Source organism: Turneriella parva DSM 21527 (assembly GCF_000266885.1).
Taxonomy (GTDB): Bacteria; Spirochaetota; Leptospiria; order Turneriellales; family Turneriellaceae; genus Turneriella; species Turneriella parva.
The window spans coordinates 541908-556038 of the sequence record NC_018020.1; the positions used below are offsets into that span (position 1 = coordinate 541908).

The following is a 14131-nucleotide window of genomic DNA, read 5'->3' on the forward strand; positions in this document are numbered from 1 at the left end:
TTTAATCCCCACCACCGTCCAGAATTTATCAGTTTCACCCCATTCCCACGAATATTATAGCCAGCTGACGGATATTATTCTCGACTCATTCTACCCATCGACCTGCTCTTCTTGCAATGTGAAAATGACGGGCCGCGTAAGCACGCGCTCTTATGTAGCGAAGTGCCCTAAGTGCAGAAAGCATGTATCCCGAATCAGCCATACTCCTTTCGCCTATTTGAAACTACCTCTCTGGACAGTTGGTTGGGTATTAGACCAAAGTGCCACAAAGTATCCTCAGGTTATCACTGGCGCAGAGATCAAGCGCTGCCTGAATATTTCTGAAGATGCTGCTTTACGTTTAAAAAAGCGGGTTCAGGTTTTTGCGTCCCAACACAAGTCCGCCGTAGAGAGCTTGTTTTACTCTGAACTTAAGAAGCGCTTCCATAAATCCAAAGACCTCCTTGAACCAGACAGGAGCGATATAAACAAGAGAGTCACCACCCCCGTAGGCAATAAGCCCATACCCCAGAGTGATTCAGTAGTTCTCTTTAGTGCAAAAGAGCGCTCAAATAAAGGCCGAAAGCGCTTTCGTCATCATGGCCAAACAGCCTCTATATACTTAACTGACTCTTTAGGCGGAAGACAAGTAGGAGTAATGGTACAGACCACCACATGGAAAGGCGGCCCTGCTCTCTATGAATCAATCCCCAACCAACAGACCAAGACCATACTCCCCATAATACAGAGACAAATCCCCAAAAACACCCCCTTCTTCACAGATATGGGTATGGACTGGTTAAAACCCTATAATCGCAATCATAGGACAGTAAACCACAACCTTCAATCAAAAAGAGGCACCGGTAAATCCAGAAGACGATTTCAACAGAATGGAATACATACCCAAGCAGCAGAAGGAAGACAGGGAGCCTTAAAGACAGCCTTTCGAGCATACCGTTATATCAAGCCAGAACACTCACAATTATACCTGAACGAATACAGTTTCTTCGGAGCCTTGAAATATTATGGAGCTGAGCGCATTACGGCCCAAAATCAGAGCCTGTTAGGCAATAATTTGGATCGTTCGACGAAACAAGCCGGGTGGGGTTTGTCGGGTATGAATGTCGGACAAAAAGCCGAGACAATCACTGCTCTAACGCAACCTTTTTTCTACCGACCACCGACAATGGATGATCGGAGAGAACTAAGTCCGAGAGCCCAAGCCTTTCGTGAGAATCGAGAGATAATGGAAGCAATCGGATCATCTAACGAGAAGCTTGCAAATGCACTTACAGAGTATCAAAAGTTCTACGCTGCCCCGACGGTATCGCACCAGAGACGCAGAGAGCGACAATATGCGCACACGGCCCAGAAGCTTTGGCAGGCTTTGCCGGATAATGGCTATGCTGACCTGAGCTTGATTTGCCGCGAAAATGGTCTATCGAAAAGGATGTGCCATCGAGTTGTAGCACGATGGAGCCATATCGGACTCACAAACGTCATAGATCGGACAGTCATCAGTCGAAACAATAAGGAGCACGTGTATGATGTGCAGCGGATTCTGCCGAATTTACCTCATGTTTTGTATATGGTCACCGGGCCTGCTCGGCGCACGACCCTCAAGGAATGGCAGAGTCATATAAAGAGCGATTATCCAAGGGCTAAAATCAATAACACACTTAGGGGGAGAAAGTATGAGCGCAGATGGCTCCAAACCAGCTAATCGATATATATTTAGGGCAAGGGATTTTTACGAATTGCTCGAGAAGCAGCATTATCGCTGTCCTTATACAGATCGCGAACTAACGCCTACAAATTGTATCGCAGAACATCGCGTGCCATTGCGGAAAGGAGGCAAGCACGAAGGCAAAAATATTGTTCTTGTAGATCATCAAGTTGCCTACTTAAAACGCTACATGACCGATGAAGAGGTCAAGCAGCTCGTGGCTGATATGATGAAGACGTTAAAACAAAAAGGTGCCAGAAAATAAACGAGTAGAGAAATTCGATGAATGGCATGCTCGTCACGTCGTTCGCAGTTTACAGAATCGCTCAGGCGAGTTCGTCCGAGCGGCTGGTAATCCCCCAGAATCTTGGGGTGAATGCCAAGATTATAACGCATCACGCCTCATTACGTTGAGCCATGTAACTTATCAGCCCCGTGAGGCTCTCTGGCAGCCAACGGCTCTTAAGAACCGATTGCAATTAGACCAAAGAGCAAAACGGAATCGCCCAATCTGGTACGGTGTCGAATACCGTATGTCGTTCCAAATTAATCAAAGGGCTTATGAGCCCAAACCAGAGGCGCAATCCGCTCTTTGGGAAGCTAAAGCTGTCTACGAAACTTTGCAATGTAATGCCCGGTCAAAGATAGAGAAGAACGGCGACGGCTTGCGAGCCCGTAAAACTTGGAAGGTGGCACAAAAAGCAGCGGCCGTCAGAATGCAGCGTAGACGACCTTCGTTAGATGATATTCGCGATACAAGGTACAACCTTTGGGATTTGATAATTCGCCACGCGGGTCTGACCTTCAAGAACGTGCCACCAGTTGAAGATGGCTGGCACAGGAATGTAAAAAGTAGGCTCGATCGGTTGGTTCAAGGGTATAGTACCGCAGCACAGTTGGAGGTGGAAGCCGATGCATAGGTTTCATAGGTAACCCATTAAGATGCGAAAAACAGCCATACGTGGGGTAATTCTGCAGAAAATCACCGAATACTATTGTGCTACAGGCACGGCGACGACGGTAAAGCAGCTTGCGATTGAAACGGGATTCAGGCCTCAGAACATCAATCGCATGGTGAAGAGTATGGCTAAAGCAAAACAGCTGACCATTATTGGTGGTTATAAGCGGCGGCAGGTGAAGTTCTTACTGCCAATGAATGCCTTAATAGCTCCGGGATTTTTTCGGCTTGCTCCAAAAGACACCAAACACGACAAATATCTCCGACCCGATGAGGTGCAAATCGGCATCGTAGCCATACAGTTAAAAAGCTTCTTTGAGAGAAATATCCAAATGGCTTCACTTGGGAATACATACGCGAAATGGAAAATGAACCGAGTATAACATGGAATGCTAAATAGAAAGGCTCTTGAACCTGCTTAATATAATCGAATAGAATCATCCCAAGAACACTTCACTCCAGTAGGGCATGCATAAGCTGGTTCTTTTCATGGCAAATTATGCAAGCATGCCGGGACGGACTGCCCTTCGAACCTCTGGTAAAGTTGTAGCGCAAACACCTAAAGCATTCAACTGTGGCCAAATCTCATGGGCTTGCTTCAAAGACTCTTTAATGCCACATCGCTTTACAAAAGGCGTAAAACAATTACATATCGCACGGATTTATTGCGACGAATTACTATGTCGCAGTTGACGCAGGTAAAGGCCTTGTATGACCGTAATTATGGTTTCTTTGATCGAACATTTAGTTCTGCGAAAAGGCGCGTCAAGATGCCACACCAAATGCTATTTGACTTGAGTAAGAAAGAGAATACATATATTGCGCTGGCTATGGTCAAGACAGAACTGGTTGGATACGCGATTTATTATCGTTTCGGCACAAAAAGAGGAGCTATATCAATCGTCATTCAACTGGTCGTAGGTGCATCCTACCGTCGACTCGGAATAGGCACGCGGCTCCTTTTCTCTGCTTGGGGTTTTTCAAACGATAAGGCATGGGGAATTATCACATCGAATCCATTTACCATCCGCACTTTAGAATCTGCTACAATGCGGCACGTAAAGGCCAAGATTGTGCATGAGTTCCGACCGCTCATTCAGCAATGCCTGAAACAAATGATTTTTTTCACCTCTGCGCATCTAAAAATTGACAGTCAAAACGCCAAGATAGATTCAAAGTTTTACGTCGATCAATCGAATATACGTGGTGACCTTTTGAAAGCCTTCAAGGATAGAAATTGGCAATTGGGTTCTTTGAACCGTGGTGAAGAATGGCTTGCATTTACCTTTCAAGGCCAACCGTTAGTCATACCAAAAGGTAGAAAGTTTTTGGACTTTATTGAGTTCTCAGAGCAAAACCTTAGAGAAGCCTATCAGAGAATGAAAATTACAGAGCACGGCTGGGCGCGGCATGCTGCAAAAGAGGTAAATCAAATTCTTGAGCTTCTTGTACAACTCGGTCTTGAGGTAAATTTTCAAAGGGTAGCGGATTTTGGGTGTGGTATCGGCCGACATTCTATTGCGATGGGCAAACTGGGACACTCAGTGATTGGTATCGACTATGGGCCTAATTTTATTCAGCATGCCGAGGAGACTCGACGTGAAGCTTCCCTCCAGAATGTTCAGTTCAAAGTCGCAGACATTCGCTCTGGGGAAAAATTTGGCAGATTTAACCTCATCTTATGTTTGTATGATGTAATTGGTTCTTTTCCCAAAGAAGGCGACAACGAACGAATAATCCTAAATATCAGGAGAAATCTGGCAAGAAATGGAGTCGCCGTGATTTCAACAATGAATAAAGCCCTTACGCTGAATTTACTAAAGAAAACTAAACAGCATATCGTTCATGATCTAAGTAAGAAACCCATGCGATTGATGAGACTCAAACCCAGTAACACTATGCAGGCATCGGGGAATGTTTTTGACCCCAAATACATTCTATATGAGAAAAAAACCGATACATTCTATCGCAAAGAGCAGTTCCGAAATGATGGTCTCCTGAGCGCGGAGTATCTGATCCGTGATCGCAGGTATACGCTACCCGAGCTCACTTCAATATTTAACCGGTATGGATTAGAAGTGATTCATTCCCGCTACGTCCAAGCTGGACGCTTCAACTCAGAGCTTTACGAAACGCACCCCAGAGCAAAAGAGTTGTTAATTATAGTGAGACATCAATGAAGCAGAAGATGTTATGATGCAGAGGTGAGACTGATTTGTAATAGTTTTTACTTTATCTGACACTCTCTTAACAAAAAGGAGTGTTTATGACGACAGAACAGAAAATTATCAAGAACAAGGTTGGTCTGCTGAAACTGGCAGAGCAGCTGGGCAGCGTATCGAAAGCTTGCAAGGTTTTCGGTTACTCAAGAGACAGTTTCTACCGGTTTAAGGAGCTTTACGACAAGGGTGGCGAGCTCGCATTGCAGGAGATCAGCCGCAGGAAGCCTTTGCTGAAAAATCGTGTAGCTCCAGAGGTCGAGGAAGCGGTACGGGAAATTGCATTTCAATACCCCGCGTACGGTCAGGTTCGGGCGTCCAACGAGTTGCGCAAGATAGGTATCATCATCTCCCCTTTTGGCGTGCGCGGCGTTTGGCTGCGCCATGATCTTGCGACGTTTAAAAAACGGCTGAAATACCTTGAAGCGCGAATGGCTCAGGAAAAGGGGATCTTTACCGAGGCACAATTGGTTGCGCTCGAACGCGCAAAAGATGAGAAGGAAAGTCACGGTGAAATTGAAACGGAGCACCCTGGTTATTTGGGGTCACAAGACACGTTTTACGTGGGAAATATGAAGGGTGTGGGTAAAATTTATCAGCAGACCTTCATCGACACGTATTCGAAAGTCGCTTTTGCGAAACTCTATGATCGCAAGAATTCTCTGGTTTCAGCCGATATGCTTAACGACAGAGTCATCCCGTTTTTTGACGAGCATGAGATTCCGCTGTTGCGCGTTCTGACCGATCGTGGCAGCGAGTACTGTGGCAACCGGGAAGAGCACGATTATCAGCTGTATCTGGCCTTGGAGAATATCGACCACACAAAAACCAAGGCCAAGAGCCCGCAGACGAACGGCATTTGTGAGCGCTTTCACCGGACTATATTGAATGAGTTTTACAATGTTGCATTCAGAAAGAAGGTTTACACTTCTTTGGAGCAATTGCAGGCAGACCTTGATGAGTGGATTTACGATTACAACACGCAGCGCACTCATCAGGGGAAATATTGCTTCGGCAAAACGCCTCTGGCAACATTCAAAGACTCGCTCAGTATAGCGAAAGACAAAATGCTGGATTTGAAATTACAGACAGCATGAAAATGGGTGTGTCAGGTCAAGTTCAGACTTTTACAATTGTACGGTTCGAAGGTTTACTTGTTTGAATCGTCGCCGGGAAAACCTATCTCCCGGTTTACGGCCCATACGCTCTTGAGCCGCGCTGGCCGCAAAATCGGTCGGCGACTACACCCCCATATGCTGCGTCACACACGGGCAACAGATTTGCTCAACCGGGGTGAACCGCTCTCTTCAGTCGCCGCTTACATGGGGCATAGCTCGCCGGAAATTACGGCGCGGTTCTACCTGCACGGCCTGCCAAAAGCCAGCAGGATAATGAGCGGATTGGATTAAACGGGCCGCCTGAAGCAATGCCTGACATTAGTTCAGAGGCGCACAGCGGTCTCTAAGGACGACGAATTTGAACTGAATGACCTATGGCGGGTTTGCATATGCTTTCCGTGCATCACCGATTGCACCAAAAATCGCTTGCTCGCACGTACTGTTTGATCACAGCCATCCATACTGCGAAAGATCGTGGAGAAAAAATGATATAAGTATAGCTTTCACATGATTGAAGTCGCGGCTGAAAAGCCGAGCGGTTCGTTCCCGCTCAGACACTACTTCCGAGAACCGGGCTCTATCTGGAAGGGCTCTTCTGCGTTTACGGAAGTAGCGTATAAGGGCGAACGAACTTTCAGGTAGGGCCCGCTTCATATGCCCAACGCTGGAAGATTCTCAACCCCAGAGGTTTGGATATGAACATCATGTACGATAGATTGGCTACGCACGGCTTTTCCCAATGCTCGAAGATAAGGCTTCGGCAGGGCGGGTCGCATTGAAAGTTCCCGATTTATTTGCGCTCAAGCACATCGGTTTTTACCGAAATTTTCTCAATTTTGTGCATCAAGGCTTTGCGCCTAAGCTGCACGCCACTGCCGTCGGCCAGACATTAGAAAAGATAATTCTCACAGAAGATTACCGGAATTTACATCACTGGACTTTCTTTGAGAGCTATGTGGCCGAATACTTTTTGTCGCCATTGCTACTGCAATACTTCAGCCCGTATCACAAAACGGCGTTTGGCGATGAAGGTATTGATCGCCGAAGTATGCATGCACATTCGGCCGTCTATCAAACTGTGGTACAGGTGAAGCTTCACAAAAACCAGATCGGCCACGATGAAATAACGAAGTTTCTCGGGGCCGTTGACCTTTTCGAGCGGAAGAACGGCAATCGCGCCAAAACCTACGGAGTATATATCACAGCGAGTGGGTATTCGGCACCGGTAGCAGAATTAGAGAGAGTCTACCGGCGGCCCGGTACGAAGCGTGCCCTGTTCTTGATCGATAGACGGAAACTATTGGACTATTTGCCGCTTTATCAGAAATTCTATGGTGACATACTGAAAAAGACAAAACAATTCAGGCAAGACGACTCTGAAGAAAATCGGCGTCATACAATTCATGCTTTCAGGGAACTGCACGATGAGTTTATCCTGAAGAATATTTCGTTTCTAAAGGAATCGTTTTCCGAGAAAGATACGCAGATACTCTTTAAGCGAAAGCGCAATTGCGAACAACTCTATATCAATGAGGGGCGTTACAAGGCGTTTACCCTTGGTCGCCATAAGATGCAGCTGTTGACCGAGGCTTTCGAGACGGCGAATCGGCGACCCTCTACGCTCCCATTGGATGAGAGCGCCCGTCTGGAGTTTTTCCAAAAAGTTAAAGAAGCTGGTATTGAAGCCGACGCTGGTGAGATTCAGGATTTCTTCGATAGAAAATTCATGGGTCTATTGGAGAAGCATGCGTTGCATATGAAGGTCATACATGCGCTGATGGGCGACGTAAAGGAATCCCAGACGAAAACCCGTAAGGGGGCCGCTCTGCGAAAAACGAAATTAACAAAAACGAAGAAAAGTGTAAGGAGAAAAATATGAAAACAGCAGGTGCAATATTAGCATTGGTCTTGGCGATTTTTGGGAGCATCATAGCATTGGCAGATTTATGGTCTGATAAGGCTGCTCTGACCGCTCTACTGGGTCTCAGCTTCTTATCGGTGCAATTCATACTGGGGATAGTCAGCTTTTTCAAAGCCAAGGCTGCTGGCATGGGTATCATCGTGACGAGTGCAATTATGGTCGTCATCAGTCTATTGACTTCTGCAAAATTTACTGGATTCGTTGAGTTGTTAATGCTTGGTGGTGGAGTCATGGTATTGATTGGAGCTAAGAAAGATGCAAATTGAAAAGGGTGCAGTGGTGAGGCTCGCTTGGGCTGGATTGGTTGCCTTTCTATTGGCTACATCAGGGGCCAGCGCTCAGGATGAAGATACGGCACAACCTGATAGCAATGCGACTGAAGAGACGACGGAGAATCAACCTGAGCAAACCGGTGAAGTTGGCAATGAAACAGAAAATCAAGGAACAGCCGACGAAAAACTCATCACCGCGATGCTCGAAGATGCGGCAAATTATAAGAGTTCGTACGAAGATTCAACGGCATTGCAAGAGAAGAAAGGCCGTCAGTTGAAAAAGAAAATTGCCGCAATAAACAAAAAGAACATCGGCCGCACCATCAGGTTTTCGCAGATTTACGTATATGACGTTGAGGCGGAGCAGAGCATCACGAAATATGGTAAGACGAAGGCGCGGAGCATTATTCAAAAGTTAAGGCGTGATCCACAAACACGAGAACTCATAAGTGCTTCGGGAGGTGACGACCCGCGAGAGAATCCGGTTCTTGCTCTCATGGTTGGCTTACAGCTGATGGCGTGCAAGAAGTGTATGGCGCCCACGGGTCGCTTTGAAGTGACCTTCACGTTCGATGAGGCCAATCTTACATGGCATAAGGTTGTGAAAGTCGTCGAATCTGAGGCGGCTGCTTTGCGATACAAGAAAGGGCAAGCGTATGCTGTCTCGGGACAGATTGTATTTCTGGAAGTTAATGACGAATTGAATGTTAAACTCCATATGAAATAAAAAAAGGGGGAGGCCGAAGCCTCCCCATAAACTCTCAAGCAGCAAATGAATTGGCCAGATCGAACAGGGCCTGATTCAATTTCACGGTTCGATCTACATTTCGCAAGGGTCTGATCTTGTTGCCAGACCGGTCATAGAAACGACCGTTCAGCAGTTTTTCTTGCGTGATGTTGAGGGTTCGCCATAAATCCTCACCTGCATCACTCGGCCGGCGCGGTGCCAGAAAGCGTGCGAGATCAATATCAGGCAGTTTTTCTGGAAACCGTAGCAACAGAGCAGACTTGGCGAATACTAAACGTTCGGCGATTTTTAGCTCACGACTCTTAAACCGCTCGACAGAATGCATCAGGCCCGGTAGTTTCTCTACGAACTCTGACACGGCATATTGCACCGATTCGTAGCTGTAGCTGATGTGGCGAATTGATATGGCAGAAAATAACGATTCTGCAATTATCAATCCATTACCACAAACCAGCCTGAACACGCCCGCCATCAGACGAAAGCTCGAAAGCCCGTCATGGCTATTGACCATGACAATTTCAGGGACTTCATCCCCTGAAATATCAAGGCGTCGAAAGCGAATCAAGTGTTTTGCCACATCGCTGTGTCGATTGCCTATGATCGTTGCCGGATACCAGCCAAGGGTTTGTAGATCGTCGATAAGCCGCACCGTCGGAATAAACGTGTATTTCGACGAGACACCTATCGGTCGCTCTGCGTAAACCGCCGGCACTAATTGTTGTTTCATATAGAAACCTCCTGTACTTACGTACATCCCCTTAACGGGGATTCGGTTCTGTTCAATAATCTTCTGGAAGCATGATCGTTATTGTCGGCTCAGGCGTATCAGCGGGGCCGCAGACCATAAATACCTCATGGATATTCTTCACCACCGCTGCGCCAATAGTGACCTTGGCCTTGAGACCGCTTTCACCACGCGCTCTGCGCGCTTCGGACGCGCACGCGAATAGCAGGTTGCGTACGACGCCTCGATAATCTGTGAGGTCATGCTCATTGGCAACAGCCCCTTCGATCAGCCTAAAAACCTTGTCGGAGAGAATGACGGGATATTTGAAATACACCCGTGAAATTTCATTCGGTACCAGATGCAGCACGCCATCTTCAATTGCCTGCGCCTGAGAGTACCTTGAAATCACATCTTCTTCACTAAACATACTGACTCCTTGCCTTGTGCATGCTCGTGCGCACAGGGCAAGCCCGCCGTAGCGGGATTCGAGTCTTTTCAATCTGGGTTAATCTTCACAAGTTCGACAAGACACTCCTTGCAGAAGCCGAATTGGCCAAACAGAAAGAAGTATCGTTTTTGGCAGCTATAGCATGTTCGCATTGAATCCTCCGCGTCGATGACGCATCCCGGTGGGGCCGGGATTCATTGCTTTTCATGGGGCCGCCAGAAGCCGGCCCGAAAGTAATGATTCAATCTGCACCTGAATTGCTTCGCGCTCGGCCTCCTCGCCATACTTCTCCGCGTAGTTCAATGCAATCTGCAAGCCACGGGCGAGCCCGACAGTCAGAAAGACCGTCTTGCGTTCGCCGTTAGCTCTGACTGCATTCAGCCAAGTAGATACCGGATCAGATGCCGTGTCAAAGAAGACTTCGAGGCCGTCGGCCCGCGTTGCCTGCACATACCGGCCCTTGTCGATGACTTGAGTACAGCGTGAGGTAATTTCTAAAAGGTTCATAGTCGCTCCTTGGGTTGTTCACCCAGAGATTCTATGCCAGATATGCAAACCCGCCAGAAGAGATGGCAACCGAACGCTGTACTGAATTATTCGGCGTGACGCCACCGATCGCGACCGGAAATATCTCCTCATCTATGGCAAAGAAATTCAGCTTCGCAATCGTGGCGCTCACGCTTGCAATTACTATTAGCGCCGATGACCGAAAATATTCGAGCCTCGCAAAGTCCATTACCAAACAGGTATTGCAGATTATCGCTGACAAAGGCGACCCCAAAGGAAAGAATTACAACCTCGCTGTAAGCATTGTATCAGCAAATAAGAAAAAGATAAGCAAAAAAGCCGAGCAGAGCATGGGCGACTTTGAAAATTTAGTAAAAATGGATTTGGCGAGCAGCCCCAAAGTTGTTATCACTGAGACAGACCTCACCGCAAACCCCGCAGTGATGAAGATCATGGAGAACCAGCAATTACTCGGCACTGCCGGCAAATCAAAGATTACGAGCGGAGACGATGCGTTTCAAATCGCCATGCCCGATTTCTTCGTCACCATCGTCGTACCAGAAACCTTGGATACGGCAGACATCAAAGTGCATAAGGTTAATTATAGTCTACTCGGGGCATTCAATGTTGACCTAAAGCCAGTAACCGAAAGGGCCGCCGCCATGGAGACGACTTTTGAAAAGCTTCGACCGACTGCTATTCAAGCGAGTTCAATATTGCCGCCGACGACCAACTACACTTACGGCCCTGAAATGGTAACTGACGATTATTTCAATTCAGTTTGGGCCGAGGGCAGCAAGGGAGATGGGATCGGCGATTACCTGCTCTTCAAGTTTGGCGGAACGCACACATTTCACAAATTTGAGATCGTGAATGGCTTTTCTGCCCTACATAAAGTATTCGGTGATCTTTACTTCTTGAATAATCGCGTCAAAGGTTTGCGCATCGAATTTGAAGATGGTGCTGAAACAGTCATATTCAATGATAAAGTCAAGGGGTACCAGACAGTGGCGTTCAACAGAGCGCACCGATCTTCATGGGCCAAGATCAGCATCACTTCTGTGCACAAAGGTAAGCGGTGGGATGACACCTGTATTGCGGAGGCTCATTTTTTCGGACGGTAAGCGTTGGGCCGATAGACACTTCGCACAACTGGCGCATCCGCCGAAGCGGATTCAAACCTTTTCAAAGCAGTGACTTGCAAACGGGAATATGTACGAATCCCGTGGCAATGCTCAGTGCGGGCCGCTCGACGATGCCATTTTCAATGAGTACCTCAAGCAGACCTTCGTTCTCTGAATAATTCTTGATGGTCACATGCCCCTCAGGAATTGCCTCTCGAGTATTCACCGTGGCCGTCATGAATGGCTCATCATCATCGGTAACCAACTCTAAGGCGACTCGGTTGTTTTCGGCGTATTTGCTTTTCCAGATGGTAAGCTCCTCGCCCAAGAAACTTATTTTTCTTCTAGTATTGGTCATAGTACCTCCACGCCAATAGGCGTGTCCCGTTCTGGCGGGATTCTATTCTTGTCATGGTCATGCCTGCGACCGGAGCCGAATACAACCTACGGCCGTGGCAAAATGCCGAAAACTGCCGAACACTTAGTTAGAGCTCGGAAGTGGGTCACGTGGCTTGAAATTCTTTATGCGAGATTTGCAAACCCGCCGCGCCGGATCGAGCCGTTCTAACCTTCACCCGCCTTGATTTTTCTGCTTCCATTGTACGTAGAGCGTATAGATCGGCCATTTCCTAAAGGTGGTCTGCCGGTCTTCGGTCATCTTCAAGAACAGTTGCTCGAACTCCGCGTATTCTTCGAGAAGAATATGGAGACAGCAAATGACATCGTTTTCGCTTTTAGAGTCACTAATGATCTCGCCCATACGTCGAATTTCGCGAGGCGTGAAGGCCCGCCGACGCCGAACAATTTGCAGCTGGTTCACCTCAGAGGTCAACGGATCAAGAATCCCTTTGTGGGTCAATAGGGAACAAATATCTTCAGCGAGCGACAAGAATTGTTCACTGGCATCCTGATCGTACACATGTATACATAATAGCATGAACTGCGCGTAAATATCTTGAGCCATGGGATCGAAGTACTCTCGCAATGAGGCCGCAACTTGATTTGTGATTCTGCCCACACCCCTAATCAAATCGGTATTGTTGAGCAACAGGTACTTTGAGATACGGAATTTAATGTCTGCGCCAGTCTGGTCTCGCTGTTTCACTTCTAAGGTGTCTTCATTGGGAAAGGGCGCATTAAAATCATGCAAAACAAAATGATTATCCTTTTGCCGCTCAAATTTTATCAGAATGTCCTGATGGAATATCCGAAATCGTTGAATAAACAGAGGCCGCTCAACCTGCAAAACGGCTTTTTCGCCATTTAGCAACGTAGCGATTAATATTCTGATTACGTTTGCTTGATCTTTATTCTGGTCATAATCTTTAAAGGACACATGAGAGTAATCGATCTGCAATATATCGAACAGCTGACGATGGGTTTTTGCCCATGCAATATTTCTGTCAAAGGTATCGGCCATTTTCGGCATGCTTACTGCCAAATCACGTCCGTTGAGCTTGAGCCTCTTGTGCACCAAGAGCGCTTCCATAAATTCCAGTGCAGCGAACAGATCAGCGAGATTCGCTGGTATTGAAGCCGTGCCATCTACGTTGAGAGCAATGGTTAGTGATTTATCTCGGTTGATTTTGACCTCGAGCGCATTGTTTAAGAACAGACGGGTCTCACCAATAGAATTCCGCACGAGCGACGCCGATGAAAAATATGTCTTCTCAGCGACAACCACCTGTGCCGGGCCACTCAGCGCTAAGAGTCCATCGTCCAAGTGACAGGGCACAGTTAGGTTTTTCCCGAGATCGGCATACACGTAAAAATTGCCTTTAGCGAAATTCTCGATGAAATTCCGCTCAGGCATGAACGATAATACCATATCGGTCTGCTTGCCTGCAAGGTCTTTGATCGAAATGCTGCGATCAGTACCAACCTGAAGTTGCTTGTTCTGAAGAAAAAAATAGCAAATGGATTCGAGATGTAGCGCATCACTAACTAACTGAAAATTAAGTGCATAACTCTTCTGATTCTTTTGCATGTATTTCCGAATATCCATGGGCAAAAGGAAAGACAGGTAAATCTTTGGGAGATCGCCAAGCTGAACCATAAAGAACAAGAGCCCACCGTCGCGCAAATATACTTCAAGTCGATCACGCGTTATGGATTGTTTTAGCCTCCCGTTTGTCGACTTAACTTGCACAGGGATTCGACCGTGCAGATCACCGGCTTTTAGCCGGGGCTGCTTATACACGAGAATATGCCCATCCCAATGGGGATGACGGTCATTCTCCAGAATTTCAGAGGCCAATATATTGCTTTTTAATATCAAATCTCGGAGCGCGTGGATGCCCCGCTGTTCAATTTGGCTACTATTCACGCTGAAAAATTTTCAATTGGAGACTATTCACAATGTGTCAAATCTATACTAAGAAAAT

The 14131-nt window shown here is 47.0% G+C and carries 17 protein-coding genes; 11 read left to right on the forward strand and 6 right to left on the reverse strand.

The genetic code is table 11. The features are described from left to right. Positions 1-217: 217 nt before the first annotated feature. From TURPA_RS21310 to TURPA_RS02610, 10 genes are all read left to right on the forward strand, one after another. Positions 218-1702 (forward strand): transposase, encoded by a 1485-nt coding sequence (locus TURPA_RS21310; RefSeq protein ID WP_157210369.1) that lies wholly within the window; start codon positions 218-220, stop codon positions 1700-1702. Then, a complete protein-coding gene (locus tag TURPA_RS02575) occupies positions 1674-1970 on the forward strand; it encodes an HNH endonuclease (protein WP_041948258.1) in 297 nt (98 codons plus the stop codon). The genes TURPA_RS21310 and TURPA_RS02575 overlap by 29 nt, the downstream gene beginning before the upstream one ends. Next, positions 1957-2625, forward strand: coding sequence for a hypothetical protein (locus TURPA_RS23275; RefSeq protein ID WP_014801721.1), 669 nt, complete (start codon positions 1957-1959; stop codon positions 2623-2625). The genes TURPA_RS02575 and TURPA_RS23275 overlap by 14 nt, the downstream gene beginning before the upstream one ends. A 22-nt stretch (positions 2626-2647) precedes the next feature. Then, on the forward strand, positions 2648-3046 hold the full coding sequence (locus TURPA_RS02585) for a hypothetical protein (protein WP_014801722.1): 399 nt from the start codon (positions 2648-2650) through the stop codon (positions 3044-3046). Between the two features lie 204 nt (positions 3047-3250). Next, positions 3251-4843 carry a bifunctional N-acetyltransferase/class I SAM-dependent methyltransferase gene (locus TURPA_RS02590; RefSeq protein WP_083847691.1) on the forward strand — a complete coding sequence of 531 codons (1593 nt, stop codon included), beginning with the start codon at positions 3251-3253 and terminating at the stop codon, positions 4841-4843. Positions 4844-4929: 86 nt separating this feature from the next. Further along, positions 4930-5979 carry an IS481 family transposase gene (locus TURPA_RS02595; protein WP_014801227.1) on the forward strand — a complete coding sequence of 350 codons (1050 nt, stop codon included), beginning with the start codon at positions 4930-4932 and terminating at the stop codon, positions 5977-5979. A gap of 6 nt (positions 5980-5985) precedes the next feature. Then, positions 5986-6291: a tyrosine-type recombinase/integrase gene (locus TURPA_RS24295; RefSeq protein WP_083847692.1), complete on the forward strand. Its 306-nt coding sequence runs from the start codon at positions 5986-5988 to the stop codon at positions 6289-6291. 448 nt (positions 6292-6739) lie between these two features. Then, complete coding sequence (locus TURPA_RS02600; protein WP_014801724.1) at positions 6740-7879, forward strand: restriction endonuclease; 1140 nt, start codon at positions 6740-6742, stop codon at positions 7877-7879. After that, positions 7876-8187, forward strand: coding sequence for a hypothetical protein (locus TURPA_RS02605; protein WP_014801725.1), 312 nt, complete (start codon positions 7876-7878; stop codon positions 8185-8187). Before TURPA_RS02600 ends, TURPA_RS02605 begins: the two co-directional genes overlap by 4 nt. Beyond that, positions 8177-8920 carry a hypothetical protein gene (locus TURPA_RS02610; RefSeq protein ID WP_014801726.1) on the forward strand — a complete coding sequence of 248 codons (744 nt, stop codon included), beginning with the start codon at positions 8177-8179 and terminating at the stop codon, positions 8918-8920. Before TURPA_RS02605 ends, TURPA_RS02610 begins: the two co-directional genes overlap by 11 nt. A gap of 34 nt (positions 8921-8954) precedes the next feature. Here TURPA_RS02610 and TURPA_RS02615 read toward each other — a convergent pair whose 3' ends face one another. The 4 genes from TURPA_RS02615 to TURPA_RS23280 form a co-directional block, all read right to left on the reverse strand. Next, the gene (locus TURPA_RS02615; RefSeq protein ID WP_014801727.1) at positions 8955-9668 is read right to left on the reverse strand and encodes a DUF932 domain-containing protein; all 714 of its coding nucleotides are present in this window, start codon (positions 9666-9668) and stop codon (positions 8955-8957) included. A 52-nt stretch (positions 9669-9720) separates the two neighbouring features. Then, positions 9721-10167, reverse strand: a complete 447-nt coding sequence (locus TURPA_RS02620; RefSeq protein ID WP_157210371.1) for a DUF6573 family protein — start codon at positions 10165-10167, stop codon at positions 9721-9723. A gap of 153 nt (positions 10168-10320) precedes the next feature. Continuing rightward, complete coding sequence (locus TURPA_RS02625; protein WP_014801729.1) at positions 10321-10623, reverse strand: hypothetical protein; 303 nt, start codon at positions 10621-10623, stop codon at positions 10321-10323. 31 nt (positions 10624-10654) lie between these two features. Then, positions 10655-10795 carry a hypothetical protein gene (locus TURPA_RS23280; protein ID WP_157210372.1) on the reverse strand — a complete coding sequence of 47 codons (141 nt, stop codon included), beginning with the start codon at positions 10793-10795 and terminating at the stop codon, positions 10655-10657. Positions 10796-10865: 70 nt separating this feature from the next. Here TURPA_RS23280 and TURPA_RS02630 point away from each other — a divergent pair, with 70 nt between their 5' ends. Then, positions 10866-11747 carry an NADase-type glycan-binding domain-containing protein gene (locus TURPA_RS02630; protein WP_157210373.1) on the forward strand — a complete coding sequence of 294 codons (882 nt, stop codon included), beginning with the start codon at positions 10866-10868 and terminating at the stop codon, positions 11745-11747. Between the two features lie 61 nt (positions 11748-11808). Here TURPA_RS02630 and TURPA_RS02635 read toward each other — a convergent pair whose 3' ends face one another. Next, positions 11809-12105, reverse strand: a complete 297-nt coding sequence (locus tag TURPA_RS02635) for a hypothetical protein (protein ID WP_014801731.1) — start codon at positions 12103-12105, stop codon at positions 11809-11811. Between the two features lie 213 nt (positions 12106-12318). Further along, positions 12319-14073, reverse strand: coding sequence for a hypothetical protein (locus TURPA_RS02640; protein ID WP_014801732.1), 1755 nt, complete (start codon positions 14071-14073; stop codon positions 12319-12321). Positions 14074-14131: the final 58 nt, after the last annotated feature.